The organism is Dongia mobilis (genome assembly GCF_004363235.1).
In the GTDB taxonomy this organism is placed as follows: Bacteria; Pseudomonadota; Alphaproteobacteria; order Dongiales; family Dongiaceae; genus Dongia; species Dongia mobilis.
The window spans coordinates 548,575-562,143 of sequence record NZ_SNYW01000006.1; the positions used below are offsets into that span (position 1 = coordinate 548,575).

Annotated in this window: 13 protein-coding genes and 1 tRNA gene; 13 read left to right on the forward strand and 1 reads right to left on the reverse strand. The window is 64.6% G+C overall.

Going from position 1 to position 13,569, the window contains the following annotated elements; translation table 11 throughout:
• Positions 1–43 precede the first annotated feature (43 nt).
• Positions 44–544: an acetolactate synthase small subunit gene (gene ilvN / locus A8950_RS04105; protein ID WP_133612688.1), complete on the forward strand. Its 501-nt coding sequence runs from the start codon at positions 44–46 to the stop codon at positions 542–544.
• A 66-nt stretch (positions 545–610) separates the two neighbouring features.
• The gene (ilvC, locus tag A8950_RS04110; RefSeq protein ID WP_133612324.1) at positions 611–1,630 is read left to right on the forward strand and encodes a ketol-acid reductoisomerase; all 1,020 of its coding nucleotides are present in this window, start codon (positions 611–613) and stop codon (positions 1,628–1,630) included.
• A 77-nt stretch (positions 1,631–1,707) separates the two neighbouring features.
• On the opposite strand, the gene A8950_RS04115 is transcribed toward ilvC, so the two are convergent.
• On the reverse strand, positions 1,708–2,034 hold the full coding sequence (locus tag A8950_RS04115) for a YnfA family protein (RefSeq protein WP_133612325.1): 327 nt from the start codon (positions 2,032–2,034) through the stop codon (positions 1,708–1,710).
• Between the two features lie 452 nt (positions 2,035–2,486).
• On the opposite strand from A8950_RS04115, the gene A8950_RS04120 reads away from it, so the two are divergent.
• From A8950_RS04120 to A8950_RS04170, 11 genes are all read left to right on the forward strand, one after another.
• Positions 2,487–3,530: a rod shape-determining protein gene (locus A8950_RS04120; RefSeq protein ID WP_133612326.1), complete on the forward strand. Its 1,044-nt coding sequence runs from the start codon at positions 2,487–2,489 to the stop codon at positions 3,528–3,530.
• Between the two features lie 199 nt (positions 3,531–3,729).
• Entirely contained in the window at positions 3,730–4,635 is a 906-nt protein-coding gene (gene mreC, locus A8950_RS04125; protein WP_133612327.1) for a rod shape-determining protein MreC, read from the forward strand.
• On the forward strand, positions 4,632–5,150 hold the full coding sequence (gene mreD / locus A8950_RS04130; RefSeq protein WP_133612328.1) for a rod shape-determining protein MreD: 519 nt from the start codon (positions 4,632–4,634) through the stop codon (positions 5,148–5,150). The genes mreC and mreD overlap by 4 nt, the downstream gene beginning before the upstream one ends.
• Positions 5,151–5,160: 10 nt before the next feature.
• Positions 5,161–7,083 (forward strand): penicillin-binding protein 2, encoded by a 1,923-nt coding sequence (gene mrdA / locus A8950_RS04135; RefSeq protein WP_133612329.1) that lies wholly within the window; start codon positions 5,161–5,163, stop codon positions 7,081–7,083.
• Between the two features lie 25 nt (positions 7,084–7,108).
• Positions 7,109–8,263, forward strand: a complete 1,155-nt coding sequence (rodA, locus tag A8950_RS04140; protein ID WP_407644225.1) for a rod shape-determining protein RodA — start codon at positions 7,109–7,111, stop codon at positions 8,261–8,263.
• Positions 8,264–8,390: 127 nt separating this feature from the next.
• Positions 8,391–8,466: transfer RNA gene (locus A8950_RS04145), tRNA-Lys, on the forward strand.
• Between the two features lie 226 nt (positions 8,467–8,692).
• On the forward strand, positions 8,693–9,163 hold the full coding sequence (locus A8950_RS04150; protein WP_166644989.1) for a PAS domain-containing protein: 471 nt from the start codon (positions 8,693–8,695) through the stop codon (positions 9,161–9,163).
• 315 nt (positions 9,164–9,478) lie between these two features.
• Positions 9,479–10,087, forward strand: a complete 609-nt coding sequence (locus A8950_RS04155; RefSeq protein WP_133612331.1) for a hypothetical protein — start codon at positions 9,479–9,481, stop codon at positions 10,085–10,087.
• A gap of 15 nt (positions 10,088–10,102) precedes the next feature.
• On the forward strand, positions 10,103–10,861 hold the full coding sequence (locus A8950_RS04160) for a response regulator transcription factor (RefSeq protein ID WP_133612332.1): 759 nt from the start codon (positions 10,103–10,105) through the stop codon (positions 10,859–10,861).
• A gap of 53 nt (positions 10,862–10,914) precedes the next feature.
• Positions 10,915–12,402: a sensor histidine kinase gene (locus A8950_RS04165; protein ID WP_133612333.1), complete on the forward strand. Its 1,488-nt coding sequence runs from the start codon at positions 10,915–10,917 to the stop codon at positions 12,400–12,402.
• Positions 12,403–12,573: 171 nt separating this feature from the next.
• Positions 12,574–13,566 (forward strand): BMP family lipoprotein, encoded by a 993-nt coding sequence (locus A8950_RS04170; RefSeq protein ID WP_208109729.1) that lies wholly within the window; start codon positions 12,574–12,576, stop codon positions 13,564–13,566.
• Positions 13,567–13,569: the final 3 nt, after the last annotated feature.

Below are 13,569 nucleotides of genomic sequence, written 5' to 3' on the forward strand. Positions count from 1 at the left end.
TCCGGCGGCGGCGCAGGATGGGGCAATAGCAAGCGTGAAAGACATGACGATCGAACGCCATACCATGTCCGTGCTGGTCGACAACGAGGCGGGTGTCCTGGCCCGTGTCATCGGCCTGTTCTCGGGGCGCGGCTACAACATCGAAAGCCTGACAGTGGCCGAGGTCGATGCAGCGAAGCATCTCTCGCGCATCACCGTGGTGACCACCGGCACGCCGATGATCATCGAGCAGATCAAGAACCAGCTGCAGCGCCTGGTGCCGGTCCACGGCGTCACCGACCTCACCGTCGAAGGGCCGTCGCTGGAACGCGAGATGGCGCTGGTCAAGGTGGTGGGCAGCGGCGAGAAGCGCGTGGAATCCCTGCGCATCGCCGATATCTTTCGTGCCCGCGTGGTCGATTCCACCATCGAGAGCTTCGTCTTCGAGATGACCGGCTCGACCGAGAAGCTCAACGCGTTCATCAACCTGATGCAGCCTCTGGGCCTCGCCGACGTATCGCGCACCGGCATCGTCGCCATGAAGCGCGGCACCGAATCCAACTGATCCGACAACCGATGCGACAGGCCGGCCTTGCGCGGCCGGCAGACGTTATACTGAAAGGGAAAGACCATGCGTGTTTATTACGATCGCGACGCCGATGTGAACCTGATCAAGGGCAAGAAGATTGCCGTGGTCGGTTTCGGCAGCCAGGGCCATGCCCATGCGCTCAACCTCAAGGACAGCGGCGTCAAGGATGTGCGCGTGGCGCTGCGCCCGGGTTCCGCTTCGGCGCAGAAGGCGACCTCGCAGGGCCTCGAGGTGATGAGCCCGGCGGAAGCCGCCAAATGGGCGGACCTGGTGATGATCCTGACCCCCGACGAATTGCAGGCCAAGCTCTATGCCGATGAACTCGGCCCCAACATGCGGCAGGGTGCGGCGATCGCCTTCGCCCACGGCCTCAACATCCATTTCAAGCTGATCGAGCCCCGCGCCGACCTCGACGTCATCATGATCGCGCCCAAGGGTCCGGGCCACACGGTGCGCGGCGAGTTCGTCAAGGGCGGCGGCGTGCCCTGCCTCGTCGCCGTGGCGCAGAACCCGAGCGGCAATGCGCTCGAGATCGCGCTCTCCTATGCCAGCGCCATCGGCGGCGGTCGTTCCGGCATCATCGAGACCAATTTCCGCGAAGAATGCGAGACCGACCTCTTTGGCGAGCAGGTGGTGCTCTGCGGCGGCCTCGTGGCGCTGATCCAGGCCGGCTACGAGACCCTGGTCGAGGCCGGCTATGCCCCCGAGATGGCCTATTTCGAATGCCTCCACGAAGTGAAGCTGATCGTCGACCTGATCTATGAGGGCGGCATCGCCAACATGCGCTACTCGATCTCGAACACCGCCGAATATGGCGACTACAAGACCGGTCCGCGCATCGTCACCGAGGAAACGAAGAAGGAGATGAAGCGCGTGCTGGAGGACATCCAGTCCGGCCGCTTCGTGCGCGACTTCGTGCTCGAAAATGCCGCCGGCCAGCCGAGCTTCAAGGCCACGCGCCGCCGCCAGGCCGAGCATCCGATCGAGGACGTCGGCGCCAGGCTGCGCGCCATGATGCCCTGGATCACGAAGAACCGCCTGGTCGATAAGACCAAAAACTAAAAGGTTTTTTTGCAGCTGAAGAGACGGCGCCGGGCGCTTCCGGCGCCGTTTTTCTTGCCGGGCGCCCAACCGCCGGTCTAGGCGGTACGGGGCCCCAGCAGGATGATGCCGGCGCCGATCAGGCAGATCGCGACGCCAATCATGTCCCAGCGATCGGGCCTTACCCCTTCGACCGCCCAGAGCCAGAACAGCGATGCCGCGATGTAGACGCCGCCATAGGCGGCATAGGCGCGGCCCGCCGCATCGCTGTCGACCAGGGTCAGCAGCCAGGCAAAGAGGATCAACGACACGACGCCCAGCGGCAGCCACCAGATCGACTTGCCCATGCGTGCCCAGGCCCAGAAGGCAAAACACCCGCCGATCTCCGCAAGGGCTGCGCCGATATAGGCGGCAATGCTGGCCATTTCCTTATGCGTCCTCTTTGCCACCGCGAGGTCCCCGGTTTGCGAGATCGGCGGGAAACTGTCAGCGCGTCGGATGTGGTGCCGCCACCACGCCGTGACAGCGATGTGCGATTGTTGTGATCGGCATCGCCAAGGGCGCTGCTTTGCCTCGCCTTTCCCCGAAAAAGCTGCAAATCCTCTTGTCCCGACTTGTTACGGGCGGTAAAAGCAAGCCCGTACCGGGCCGCACAGGCCCTCCGGAGTCGCTTGCTTAAGGCCGACAAGGCATTGAAAATCCTTGGATTTGTGCCTGTGGCCACAAGGCCGGCCGGCTCTCGGCGGGAAGCATCTTGGGGCAAGCCGACGCAGATGAGAGAGATCGGGTGCATATCCGCCCGATTGCATCCGTGCAAATCGCGCTTCACCGGTGACGCGTTGCAACGCCGCCACGTCGCGGCAATTGGGTGGTGCTGATGTTATCGAAGCTGATGGGCATGTTCTCCGCCGATATGGCGATCGACCTCGGTACTGCCAACACGCTGGTCTACGTCAAGGGTCGCGGGATCGTGCTCAACGAGCCATCGGTCGTCGCCATTGCCGACGTCAAGGGCAAGAAGCATGTGCTGGCAGTCGGCGACGAAGCCAAGCTGATGCTGGGCCGCACGCCCGGAAACATCCAGGCCATCCGCCCCTTGCGCGACGGCGTCATCGCCGATTTCGAAGTCGCCGAAGAGATGATCAAGCACTTCATCCGCAAGGTGCACAACAATCGCCGGTCCTTCGCCCGGCCGCAGATCATCGTCTGCGTGCCGTCCGGCTCGACCGCGGTGGAACGCCGCGCCATCCAGGAATCGGCAGAATCTGCTGGCGCATCAAAGGTTTACCTGATCGAGGAGCCGATGGCCGCGGCGATTGGCGCCGGCCTGCCGGTGACCGAGCCCACGGGTTCCATGGTGGTCGATATCGGCGGCGGGACAACCGAGGTGGCGGTGCTCAGCCTGGGCGGCATCGTGTATTCGCGCTCGGTCCGCGTCGGCGGCGACAAGATGGATGAGGCGATCATCGCCTATATCCGCCGCAACCATAACCTTCTGGTGGGCGAAGGCTCGGCCGAGCGTATCAAGAAGGAGATCGGCTCGGCCTGCCCGCCGGAAGACGGCGAGGGCAGGGTCATGGAGATCAAGGGCCGCGATCTGATGAACGGCGTGCCCAAGGAACTGGTGATCACCGAGCGCCAGGTAGCGGAAGCGCTGGCCGAACCGGTCGGCGCCATCATTGAGGCGGTGAAAGTGGCGCTGGAACACACGGCGCCGGAACTGGCGGCCGATATCGTCGACAAGGGCATTGTCCTGACCGGCGGCGGCGCGCTCCTGGCCAATCTGGATTTCGTCCTGCGCCATGCGACCGGCCTGCCGGTCTCGATCGCCGACGATGCACTGTCCTGCGTCGCCCTCGGCACCGGCCGCTGCCTCGAGGACATCAAGGCCCACCGCCACGTCCTCATCAACATGTATTGAAGGGCAGTTCCGGCGGCGGAAGTTTTTTTTGAGAATTTGCCCGCTGCAGCCCGGCTTGGTAATTGCGCTTTAACCCTGCCTGTGGAAAAATGCTCTAAGTGGTTGATCGGGTTCATCGTGACGGATGATATTCCTGTGTCGGCCGGTTTGCGGCAATATTGTTACCGGGCGGTGACGCACACGCCGGGAGGGTGCTTCGGTGAATAAGCGTACGGGCGCGATCGGAACCGCTGCCATTACCCGATCCTGGACCCAGCGATTCACTTTCGGCCTGATGATCGCCTTTGCTTTCGGCCTGATGCTGGTCGGAAAGCCGGATTCCGTTCTGGTCAGTCATGTCCGCATGATGACGATCGATCTAGCGGCGCCGGTGATCAACGCGGTCTCGCAGCCGATCGATGCGGCGCGCGAAACCGTCGGCGATGTCAGCGACTATCTCCAGTTGAAGGCTGAAAACGAGGCATTGCGGCGGCAGAACGAGACGCTGATCGAATGGCAGCGCGTCGCCCGCGAATTGCAGGCCGAGAATGCCGGGCTGCGTGACCTGCTGCATTTCCAGCCGTCGCCGCGCGCCAGTTTCATCTCGGCGCCGGTGGTTTCCGACACCTCGTCGAGCTTCCTGCGCTCGCTCATTGTGCTCGCCGGCAAGCGGGCCGGGGTCGAGAAGGGGCAGGCGGCGGTGACCGGCGCCGGCCTCGCCGGTCGTGTGCTCGAGGTGGGCGAGAAATCGGCGCGCATCCTCCTGATCACCGATATCAGCGCGCGCGTGCCCGTGGTGGCCGAGCGCAGCCGCGACCAGGCGGTGCTGGCCGGGCGCAATTCCGGCCTGCCGGAACTGCTCTATTTGCCGCGCGACAGCGATCTCAAGGTCGGCGACCGCATCGTGACGTCTGGGCAGGGCGGAGTCTTCCCGGCGGGCCTGCCGGTGGGCGAGGTGACGAGCGTCGCCGGCGGCAGGGTCGAAGTACGGCCGTTCGTGGATTTCAGCCGGCTCGAGATGCTGCGCATCATCGATTTCAACCTGCCGGGCATCCTGAAGCAGGATCTCGGTGTCGACACGACGCAAGTGCTCGAGCCGTGGGCGTCCGGCGAGGATGAGCGGTGATCAGGCCGACCATCGGGCAGCAGCTTGATTTCGCCTGGCGCGCGGCACTACCCGTCACCCTGACCCTGCTGCTGCTGTTCCTGACCATGCTGCCCTGGCACCTGCCCAAGCTCGGCACGGTGGGTGCGGCCTGTGTTTTCGTCTCGGTCTTCTTTTGGTCGCTGCATCAGCCGGGGCTGATGTCCATGTGGGGCGCACTGGCGATCGGGCTTGTCCACGACCTGATGACGCTGGCGCCGTTCGGCATCGGTCTCCTCGTCATCCTGCTGGTTCATGGCGTCGCGGTTTCGCGCCGCAAGGCGGTCATCGCCCTGCCGTTCCTGCTGGAATGGCTGGTCTTCGGCCTGGTGGCGGCCGGCGCTTCGCTGCTGACCTGGCTGCTGGTCTCGCTGCTGCACGAGCAGTTCGTCGATCTCGGCGAGGCTCTGCAACTGTTCCTGCTGGCCTTCACCTGCTATCCCCCGCTCGCCGCCGTCTTCGCCTGGGTGGAGCGGCGCTACATTTCCGGCGCCTGAGGTCGCGGACGTGGCCGGCACCAAGCAGCAATCCCAGAATCAGGCGAAAGTGTTTTCGCGCCGCGTCGCCATCCTGGGCGGCCTGCAAACCGTGCTGGTAGGTGCGCTGGCCTCGCGCCTCTACTACCTGCAGGTGGTCGAGGCGGACAAATACGCGCTGCTGGCGGAGGAGAACCGCATCAGCGTCCGGTTGCTGCCGCCGCCGCGCGGCCTCATCCTGGACCGGTTCGGTGTGCCGCTGGCCGCCAATTTCCCCAACTACCGGGCCATCCTTGTGGCCGAGCGGACCAAGGATCTCGATCGGACGCTGGGCGATTTCGCCCGCCTTATTCCGCTCTCCGAGCGCGAGCGTGCCAAGGTCATGCGCGAGCTGAAACGAAACCGGGCCTTCACGCCGATCCCGATCAAGGAGGACCTGACCTGGGAACAGATGAGCCAGGTCGAACTGAACCTGCCGGAACTGCCGGGCGTTTCGATCGAAGCCGACCAGAAGCGCTATTATCCCTATGCCGGCCTGACCGCCCATATCCTCGGCTATGTGCAGATACCGAACGAGAAGGAAGTGGCGGCGGATCCGGATCCGCTGCTGACACTGCCCGGCTTCCGCATCGGCCGGAACGGTCTCGAGAAATTCTACGACCGGGCGCTGCGCGGCAGTGCCGGCCGCTCGGCGCAGGAAGTCAATTCCGTCGGCCGCGTCATCCGGGAGTTGTCGCGCGACGAGGGCCAGCCGGGCAACGACCTCGTCACCACCATCGATATCGGCCTGCAGGAATTCGCCCAGCAGCGTATTTCGGCCGAACAATCATGTTCCTGCGTCGTCATGGACATCTTTACCGGCGAGGTATTGACCATGGCCTCGACGCCGACCTTCGACCCGGCGTCGTTCTACAACGGCATCACGCCCGAGGAATGGCAGAGCCTCAATGCCGACATGTACCGACCGCTCACCAACAAGACCATTTCCGACGGCTATGCGCCAGGCTCGACGTTCAAGATGATGACGACCCTGGCTGCGTTGGAGGCCGGCATCAGCCCGAATTTCAGTGTTTTCTGCCCGGGCCACTACATCTTCGGCCCGATGCGGCTGCATTGCTGGAAGAAGGAGGGGCACGGCCATGTCGACATGCTGGACGCGCTCCAGCATTCCTGCGACGTCTATTATTACGACATCTCGCGCCGGGTCGGCGTCGATGCCATCGCGGAGGTGTCGCGGCGGTTCGGCCTCGGCCAGCCGACCGGGATCGATCTTCCCGGCGAGAAGCCGGGCGTTATTCCGGACCAGGCCTGGAAGCTGGGTACGCTGGGCGAGAAATGGTATCCCGGCGAGACACTGGTCGCCGGCATCGGCCAGGGCTTCATCCTGACGACGCCGTTGCAGCTTTGCGTCATGACGGCGCGCATCGCCAATGGCGGCTATGCGGTAACGCCGCATATCTTCAAGCGTTTCGGTGCCTCGGCGCCGCCCAGTTCCGATCCGCTGGTCGCCGCCGCGCAATCCGGCCGCGCCGACGCGCTGGGCTTTCCCGCCATGGCGGTCAACCAGGAACATCTCGCCATCCTGCGGCGCGGGATGGATCTAGTCACCAACGAGGCGCGCGGTACCGCCTATCGCCGCCGCATCGAGATTCCCGGCATGGAAATGGCCGGCAAGACCGGCACCAGTCAGGTACGGCGCATCACCATGGCGGAACGATCGACCGGCGTACGCAAGAATGAGGACCTGCCCTGGCAGTTCCGCGACCACGCGCTGTTCGTCGCCTATGCGCCGGTGCACCAGCCGCGCTATGCCATCTCGGTCGTGGTCGAGCATGGCGGCGGCGGCTCGACCTATGCCGCGCCGATCGCGCGCGACATCCTGATCGAGTGCCAGCGCCGCGATCCGTCGCGCCGCAATCCAAATGCCGAAGGCGGCCGCCGGGAAATGCCATGACGAGGGAGACTTCCTGATGTTCGTCATGACGCCGATGGGGCGCAACCAGCAGAAGAAGCTGACCCTTAAGGAGAAGCTGCTGGGCCTCAACTGGAGCCTGATCGTGCTGATCACGATCGTCGCCTCGGTCGGCTTCGCGACGCTCTATTCCGCCGCTTACGGCAATGCCGAACCGTGGATGGTCGCGCATATGAAGCGGTACGGGCTGGCGGTCGTCGGCATGATCATCCTGGCGATGATCGATCTCAGGCTCTACATGCGCTTTGCCTACGCCTTCTACGCTTTTGCGCTCGTGCTCCTCGTCTATGTCGAGTTTTTTGGCGAGATCGGCATGGGCGCCCAGCGCTGGATCAACCTGGGCTTCATGCAACTGCAGCCGTCGGAAATGATGAAGATCGCGCTGGTGCTGAGCCTCGCCCGCTATTTCCACGGCCTCGGCTGGGATGCGGTCGGCAAGCCCTGGGTACTCATCCCGCCGCTCGGCCTCGTGCTGATGCCGGCCGGTCTGGTCATGAAGCAGCCGGATCTCGGCACCGCCGGTACGCTCATCATCTGCGGCGGCGCCATGTTCTTTGCCGCCGGCGTGCGCTGGTGGAAGTTCGTCATCGTGCTGGCGCTCGGCATCGGTGCGGCCTATTTCGCCTGGCATTCCGACCTGATGCACGACTACCAGAAGGCCCGCGTCCTGACCTTCCTCAACCCGGAAGCCGATCCGCGCGGTGCCGGCTATCACACGATCCAGTCGAAGATCGCACTGGGATCGGGCGGTGTCTGGGGCAAGGGATTCCTGCAGGGCACCCAGAGCCATCTCGACTTCCTGCCGGAACGGCAGACCGATTTCATCTTCACCATGTTCGCCGAGGAATGGGGCCTCGTGGGCGGGCTGGTCCTGCTGGCGCTCTATTCCCTGCTGGTCTGCTATGGCATTGCGATTGCGCTCCGCTGCCGCTCGGAATTCGGCAAGTTCCTGGCCTATGGGCTCAGCTTCAACCTGTTCACCTATTTCTTCATCAATACAGCCATGGTCATGGGGCTCATTCCGGTGGTCGGCGTGCCGTTGCCGCTGATTTCCTATGGCGGCACGGCAATGCTGACCGTTATGGCCGGATTCGGCCTGATGATGTCGGTCTATCTGCACCGGGACACCAAACTGACCCGCAGCGGCCGGGAAGAGGACTGACGCCAGGCTGGCGGAACGGCGATTTTCGTTGCCGGATCAAGGTATTATTTTGTTGTCGACAGGGCATGGTGCGTTTGCTATACCGCGCGCCGGCCGGCCGACAACCCGGTCTTCCGCGCGATCTGGCGGGCGCATAGCTCAGTTGGTAGAGCAGCTGACTCTTAATCAGCGGGTCCAAGGTTCGAGTCCTTGTGCGCCCACCATTTTCTCCGATGAAAATGCTGGGGTTTGTGAGATCCGGCGGGAAGCTTCCCGACCGACATCGGCTCTCCTTTGCGCCTGGCAATCGGTCCGGATCCGATCTTGCGTCGGCGCCGAGCTCATGTTGCTCTGGCCGGGTGCAAAACCTCTCCAGGGCGAGTTGCGGTGATGGATCGAAGCGGGAGTGAGAGGGTCAGGACGGAAAGGATCGAGGCGGGAGAGGGCGGCATGCGCCCGAACGTCGCGCGGCTCTTCGATTTCTGGCTGCGCATCGGTGGCGGCACGACGCCGGAGCGGGCCGCGGTCGATCCTGTCGACCTCAAGGACATTCTGCCGAACCTGATGCTGGTCGAATTCACGCCGGCACCGTTCCGCGTGCGCTATCGCCTGACGGGTACTTTTGTGGACCAGCAGACCGGCCTCAACCTCACGGGGCGCTATCTCGACGAGTTCTGCCATGGCGACGGGCGCGACAGCGTGCAGCAACTGATCGACGGCTACCGGCTTTGTGCCGAAACGGGCCGGCCATACCACGGCGTCTATGAATGGCCGACCGTGCACGGTTACCCGCGCCAGATCGGTTTTGGCCTTTTTCCCCTGCTGGTTGGCGGCAGGGTTACCCAGGCGCTCTCGATCGAGGACTATTCGGACATCACGCCGGACATCCACCTCACCAACTGGGTGGCGCCCGTACGCTAGCTCCCCGGCGTTTGTCTTCGGCGTTCGCCGCCTGATTCCGGCCCGATTTCGGCCGATGTGCGATCGCCGAAAAAATATTTTCGCCACGATGGAACCCATTGTCTGCCAGCGCATTCAGCAGTTGCTCCAGGCGTGTCCGCGTGGTCACTATCTTGATCTTGCCCCCGACGGGCAGGTCGGATATCAGCACCGACGCTCCAATCCGGGGGACCAGCAGGCGCTGCCTAGGGCAACGGTATGAAAGTTCACGTTTTTTCTCAGTTGTTCAAAGGAACGGTAGCTGCCTTGCTCCTGTCTGCCTGCGCTCAGACCGGCATGGAACCGCAGCCGGCTGCGCCGGCGCAGTCGGCCACCACGGCTGTCGTCGCCCCATCGCCCGAACCGCTGCTTCCGGTCCTGAAACCGGGTACCAAGGTGCGCGCGCCAGCCAAGCCGAAGCTCGACGCCGACGCCCCCGACAGCGGCGCGGCCGGTACCGGGGCGGAAGCGGCGGGTGGATCGGGTTCCGAGGCGTCCGGCACGGAATCGCCCGGCAATACGTCGCCGGGCAATGCAGGCACCAATGTGCCGGAAATGCCGGCCGTGCCCGAAGGCGGCGCGCCGCTGTCCGGCAGTCTCACCGAACCCGTCTATCAGCCGGCCGAGCCGGAACCGGTCGAGACCGGATCGCCGGACGACCTGCGCGGCCAGACCGAAATCCAGGTGATGGCTGCGCTGGGCTCGCCGGCCAGCACGCGCGCCGACGGGGCCAGCACCATCTGGAGCTATCAAGCCGGCGACTGCACACTGGATATCTATTTCTTTCTCGACGTGGCCGACAATCAGCGCCGGGCGCTGAGCTATGAACTGGCCGCACCGCAACCAGGGACGCCGGCGGCGGAGCGCTGTTACCAGGCGCTGAAGGCAGCTGCGGCTTCGCGCTAGGACGAAAGGAATTCTATGGCGGAAGGCACCCGTATCGTCGTGGTTGACGACGACGATCTGTTTCGTCCGATGCTGGTCGGCAACCTGACCGAGGCAGGCTTTGTCGTGCGCGAGTTCCCGGCGCCGGACCAGGCGCTGGATGCTCTCAGCGCCGACAGTGTCGCCGCCGATACTGCGCTTGACCTCTTGATCCTCGACTGGAAGATGCCGGGCCTGACCGGGCTCGAACTGCTGCAGCGCCTGCGTCAGATCGGCGTCATGACCCCGGCCATCTTCCTTACCTCGCTCGACGATGTGATCTACGAGGAGGCGGCGCTCAAGGCGGGGGCCATCGATTTCGTCGGCAAGACGCGCAGCTTTGCCATCCTTCAGCGGCGCATCGAACTTGCGCTGAGCCGCAGCGAAACCGGCGAAACGAGCGAAAGCCCCAGGGATGGCGGCGATGCGGTGGTCGAAATCGGGCCGCTGACCCTCGACGCCGGTTCGCATGCGATCACCTGGCAGAACCAGCCGGTCAGCCTGACGCTGGGCGAGTTCAAATCGGTGGCGCTGATGGTGCGTGCCGGGCGCGACGTCAGCTATCGCGAGATCTACGACGCCTTGCGCGGCGAGAATTTCGCGGCCGGGCAGGGACCCGACGGCTACCGCGCCAATGTGCGGGCGCTGATCAAGCGGGTGCGCCAGAAATTCCTTGCCGTCGATCCGGGCTTCGACGCGATCGAGAATTTCCCCGGCTTCGGCTATCGCTGGCGCACCGCCGACAAGGATGCCTGATGCCGTCACGCCAGACAGATGACGCCGGCTGAGGGGCGGCTGGGGGTAGGGGGATGCTGAAGACACTGCTTGGATCGGTTCTCGTCAAGCTGGTTCTGATCGGCCTCGTCTTCCTGACCGTGCCGATGATCCTCTATGCCCGCTTTGCCGCCGTCGACGAGGAGCGGCAGCAATTGCTGCTCGCTAACCTGCAGAACCAGGGTTACCTGCTGGCACAGGGGCTGGAACTGTCGCTGCGCGCCGAGGGGGCGAAGGCGCCGGTCGCCGCGTCGTCATGGGTTGCGCGCTTCGGCACCTCGTCGCTGCGCATCAAGCTGCTGCTGCGGCCGGTGGGCGAGCAGCAGAGCTTCTATTATGTCGCCGCCTATCCCGCCATCGATGCCGCCTATCTCGACGCCGAGAGGCAGGCGCTGGTCAATGCGGGCCTCCTCAGCAAGGTCGAGGAAAGCTGTGCCGGCAACCGCTCATTGAGCCAGACCTTCACCGGGCCCACCGGCACGATCGAGATCCTGACCTCCATCTCGCCCTTCCATACCGAGGTCGGGTGCTGGGCGGTGATCACCGCCTATGCCGAGAGCGACCCGGCCGGCGCCACGCTGTCGCGTCCCTTCGCCGCGGCCCCTGAGGTTCGTTGGGCGGCCCTGTTCTACGGTGTCATGGCACTGCTGATTCTGGCGGTCGCGGTATCGGTGACACTTGGTCTGCGCCGCTTCGCGCGACTGGCGCGGCTCATCCGCCGCCTGCCCGGTCGGCGGCAGATCAGCTTTGCCCAGGCGACGCCGGTGCCGGAACTGAAACCCGTCGCGGTCGAGTTCGACAGCCTCGTCACCACGCTGGAGACATCGGCCCGCTCGATCCGCGAGGCGGCGGAGGAGAACGCGCATGCCCTGAAGGCGCCCATCGCTGCCATGGCGCAGGCGGTCGAGCCCGTGCGCCGCATGGCGGCCCAGACCGGCGATCCGCAGGGCAAGCGCGCCGTCGACACAATCGAGCGCGCACTCGAGCGGCTCGAGGACCTGGTGGCGTCGGCGCGGCGGATCGACGAGGCCATCGCCGAGATGATCGATGCGCCGGCGGCACCCATCAAGCTCTCCGACATGGTGATCAATACCGGCCGCGCCTTTGCCGAGGCGCATGGCAACAATGTGAAGATCGTCACCGACGTCGAGCCCGGCATCAAGGTGGCGGCGAGCGAAGAGGCGCTGGAGACAGCCATCGAAAATCTGGTCGACAATGCGGTGAGCTTTGCGCCGCAGGGCTCTACCGTTCGGCTGGAACTGAAGCAGGGCGGCGGCCGGGTCCGTTTTTCGGTGACCGATCAGGGGCCGGGTGTTCCGGTCGAACTGCTCCCCGCGATCTTCGAGCGGCACGTTTCGCACCGCCCGGCCGGCAATGGCAGCGGCTCGGCCGGCGGGCCGCATTTCGGCCTCGGTCTCGCCATCGTACGGCGGAACATCGAACTTATGGGCGGCAAGGTCGCGGCCAAGAATCGTCCCGGGGGCGGTTTCGAGGTCACCATCAGCCTGCCGGCAGGCGCCTAGCCGAGGGGTCGCCCAGGCCAACGCTGCGGCTAACCGATTCATAACCATTGATTCCTGTCCGAAGGGTCAGCATTATTCCCGCAACCACGCCGGCATTGCATGGGCGAACGGCGCGGGCTTTAGTCCAGGGAATGCAACCGGCCATCGCGGCCAGGACGCGGGAGACGAAATATGACTGCGAAGATGTTGGCCGCCGCCACGGCGGTGGGGCTGTTGCTCGGCATCGGCCATGCGCTGGCGGAACCTGCCGTCGTCTATGATGCCGGCGGCAAGTTCGACAAGTCGTTCAACGAAGCGGCCTATAACGGCATCGAGAAGTACAAGTCGGACACCGGCGATTCCTATGCCGAGTTCGAGGTGCAGACCGATGCGCAGCGCGAACAGGCATTTCGCCGCATGGCGCAGCGCGGCGCAGACCCGGTCATCGGCATCGGCTTCAGCCAGGCGCCGGCGCTCGAGAAGGTGGCAAAGGAATTCCCCGACCGGCATTTCGCCATCATCGACATGGTGGTCAATCTGCCCAATGTGCAGTCGATCGTGTTCAAGGAGCATGAGGGTTCGTTCCTGGTCGGCATGCTGGCGGCGATGGCCAGCAAGTCGGCCAAGGTCGGCTTCGTCGGCGGCATGGACATCCCGCTCATCCGTCGTTTCGCCTGCGGCTACGCGCAGGGCGCCAAATATGCCAATCCGGCCGTCGCCGTGACCGAGAACATGACCGGGACCACGCCGGCCGCCTGGAACGATCCGACCAAGGGTGCGGAACTGGCGAAGGGCCAGTTCGATGCCGGCGTCGACGTGATCTTCGCGGCGGCGGGCGGCACCGGTACCGGTGTCTACCAGGCGGCCAAGGATGCCGGCAAGCTGGCCATCGGCGTCGACAGCAACCAGAACCACCTGCACCCCGGTACCATGCTGACCTCGATGCTGAAGCGCGTCGATGTCGCGGTCTATGATTCAGCCATGGCGGTGAAGAACGGCAACTGGCAGGCCGGTGTCACCGAACTGGGCCTGGCGCAAGACGGCGTCGGCTGGGCGCTGGACGAGCACAATGCCGCGCTCATCAGCGAAGAGATGAAGGCGAAGGTCGAGGCGGCGAAGGCGGATATCATCGCCGGCAAGATCCAGGTGCATGACTACATGGCGGACAACACCTGCCCGCTCTGATCG

What these genes read in the sequence shown, in the direction of transcription:
- A8950_RS04120 (WP_133612326.1), top strand. Translation starts at nt 2,487, where the DNA reads ATGTTATCGAAGCTGATGGGCATGTTCTCCGCCGATATGGCGATCGAC.
- A8950_RS04150 (WP_166644989.1), top strand. Translation starts at nt 8,693, where the DNA reads ATGCGCCCGAACGTCGCGCGGCTCTTCGATTTCTGGCTGCGCATCGGT.
- ilvN (WP_133612688.1), top strand. Translation starts at nt 44, where the DNA reads ATGACGATCGAACGCCATACCATGTCCGTGCTGGTCGACAACGAGGCG.
- A8950_RS04165 (WP_133612333.1), top strand. Translation starts at nt 10,915, where the DNA reads ATGCTGAAGACACTGCTTGGATCGGTTCTCGTCAAGCTGGTTCTGATC.
- A8950_RS04170 (WP_208109729.1), top strand. Translation starts at nt 12,574, where the DNA reads ATGACTGCGAAGATGTTGGCCGCCGCCACGGCGGTGGGGCTGTTGCTC.
- ilvC (WP_133612324.1), top strand. Translation starts at nt 611, where the DNA reads ATGCGTGTTTATTACGATCGCGACGCCGATGTGAACCTGATCAAGGGC.
- A8950_RS04155 (WP_133612331.1), top strand. Translation starts at nt 9,479, where the DNA reads ATGGAACCGCAGCCGGCTGCGCCGGCGCAGTCGGCCACCACGGCTGTC.
- A8950_RS04160 (WP_133612332.1), top strand. Translation starts at nt 10,103, where the DNA reads ATGGCGGAAGGCACCCGTATCGTCGTGGTTGACGACGACGATCTGTTT.
- rodA (WP_407644225.1), top strand. Translation starts at nt 7,109, where the DNA reads ATGACGCCGATGGGGCGCAACCAGCAGAAGAAGCTGACCCTTAAGGAG.
- A8950_RS04115 (WP_133612325.1), bottom strand. Translation starts at nt 2,034, where the DNA reads ATGGCCAGCATTGCCGCCTATATCGGCGCAGCCCTTGCGGAGATCGGC.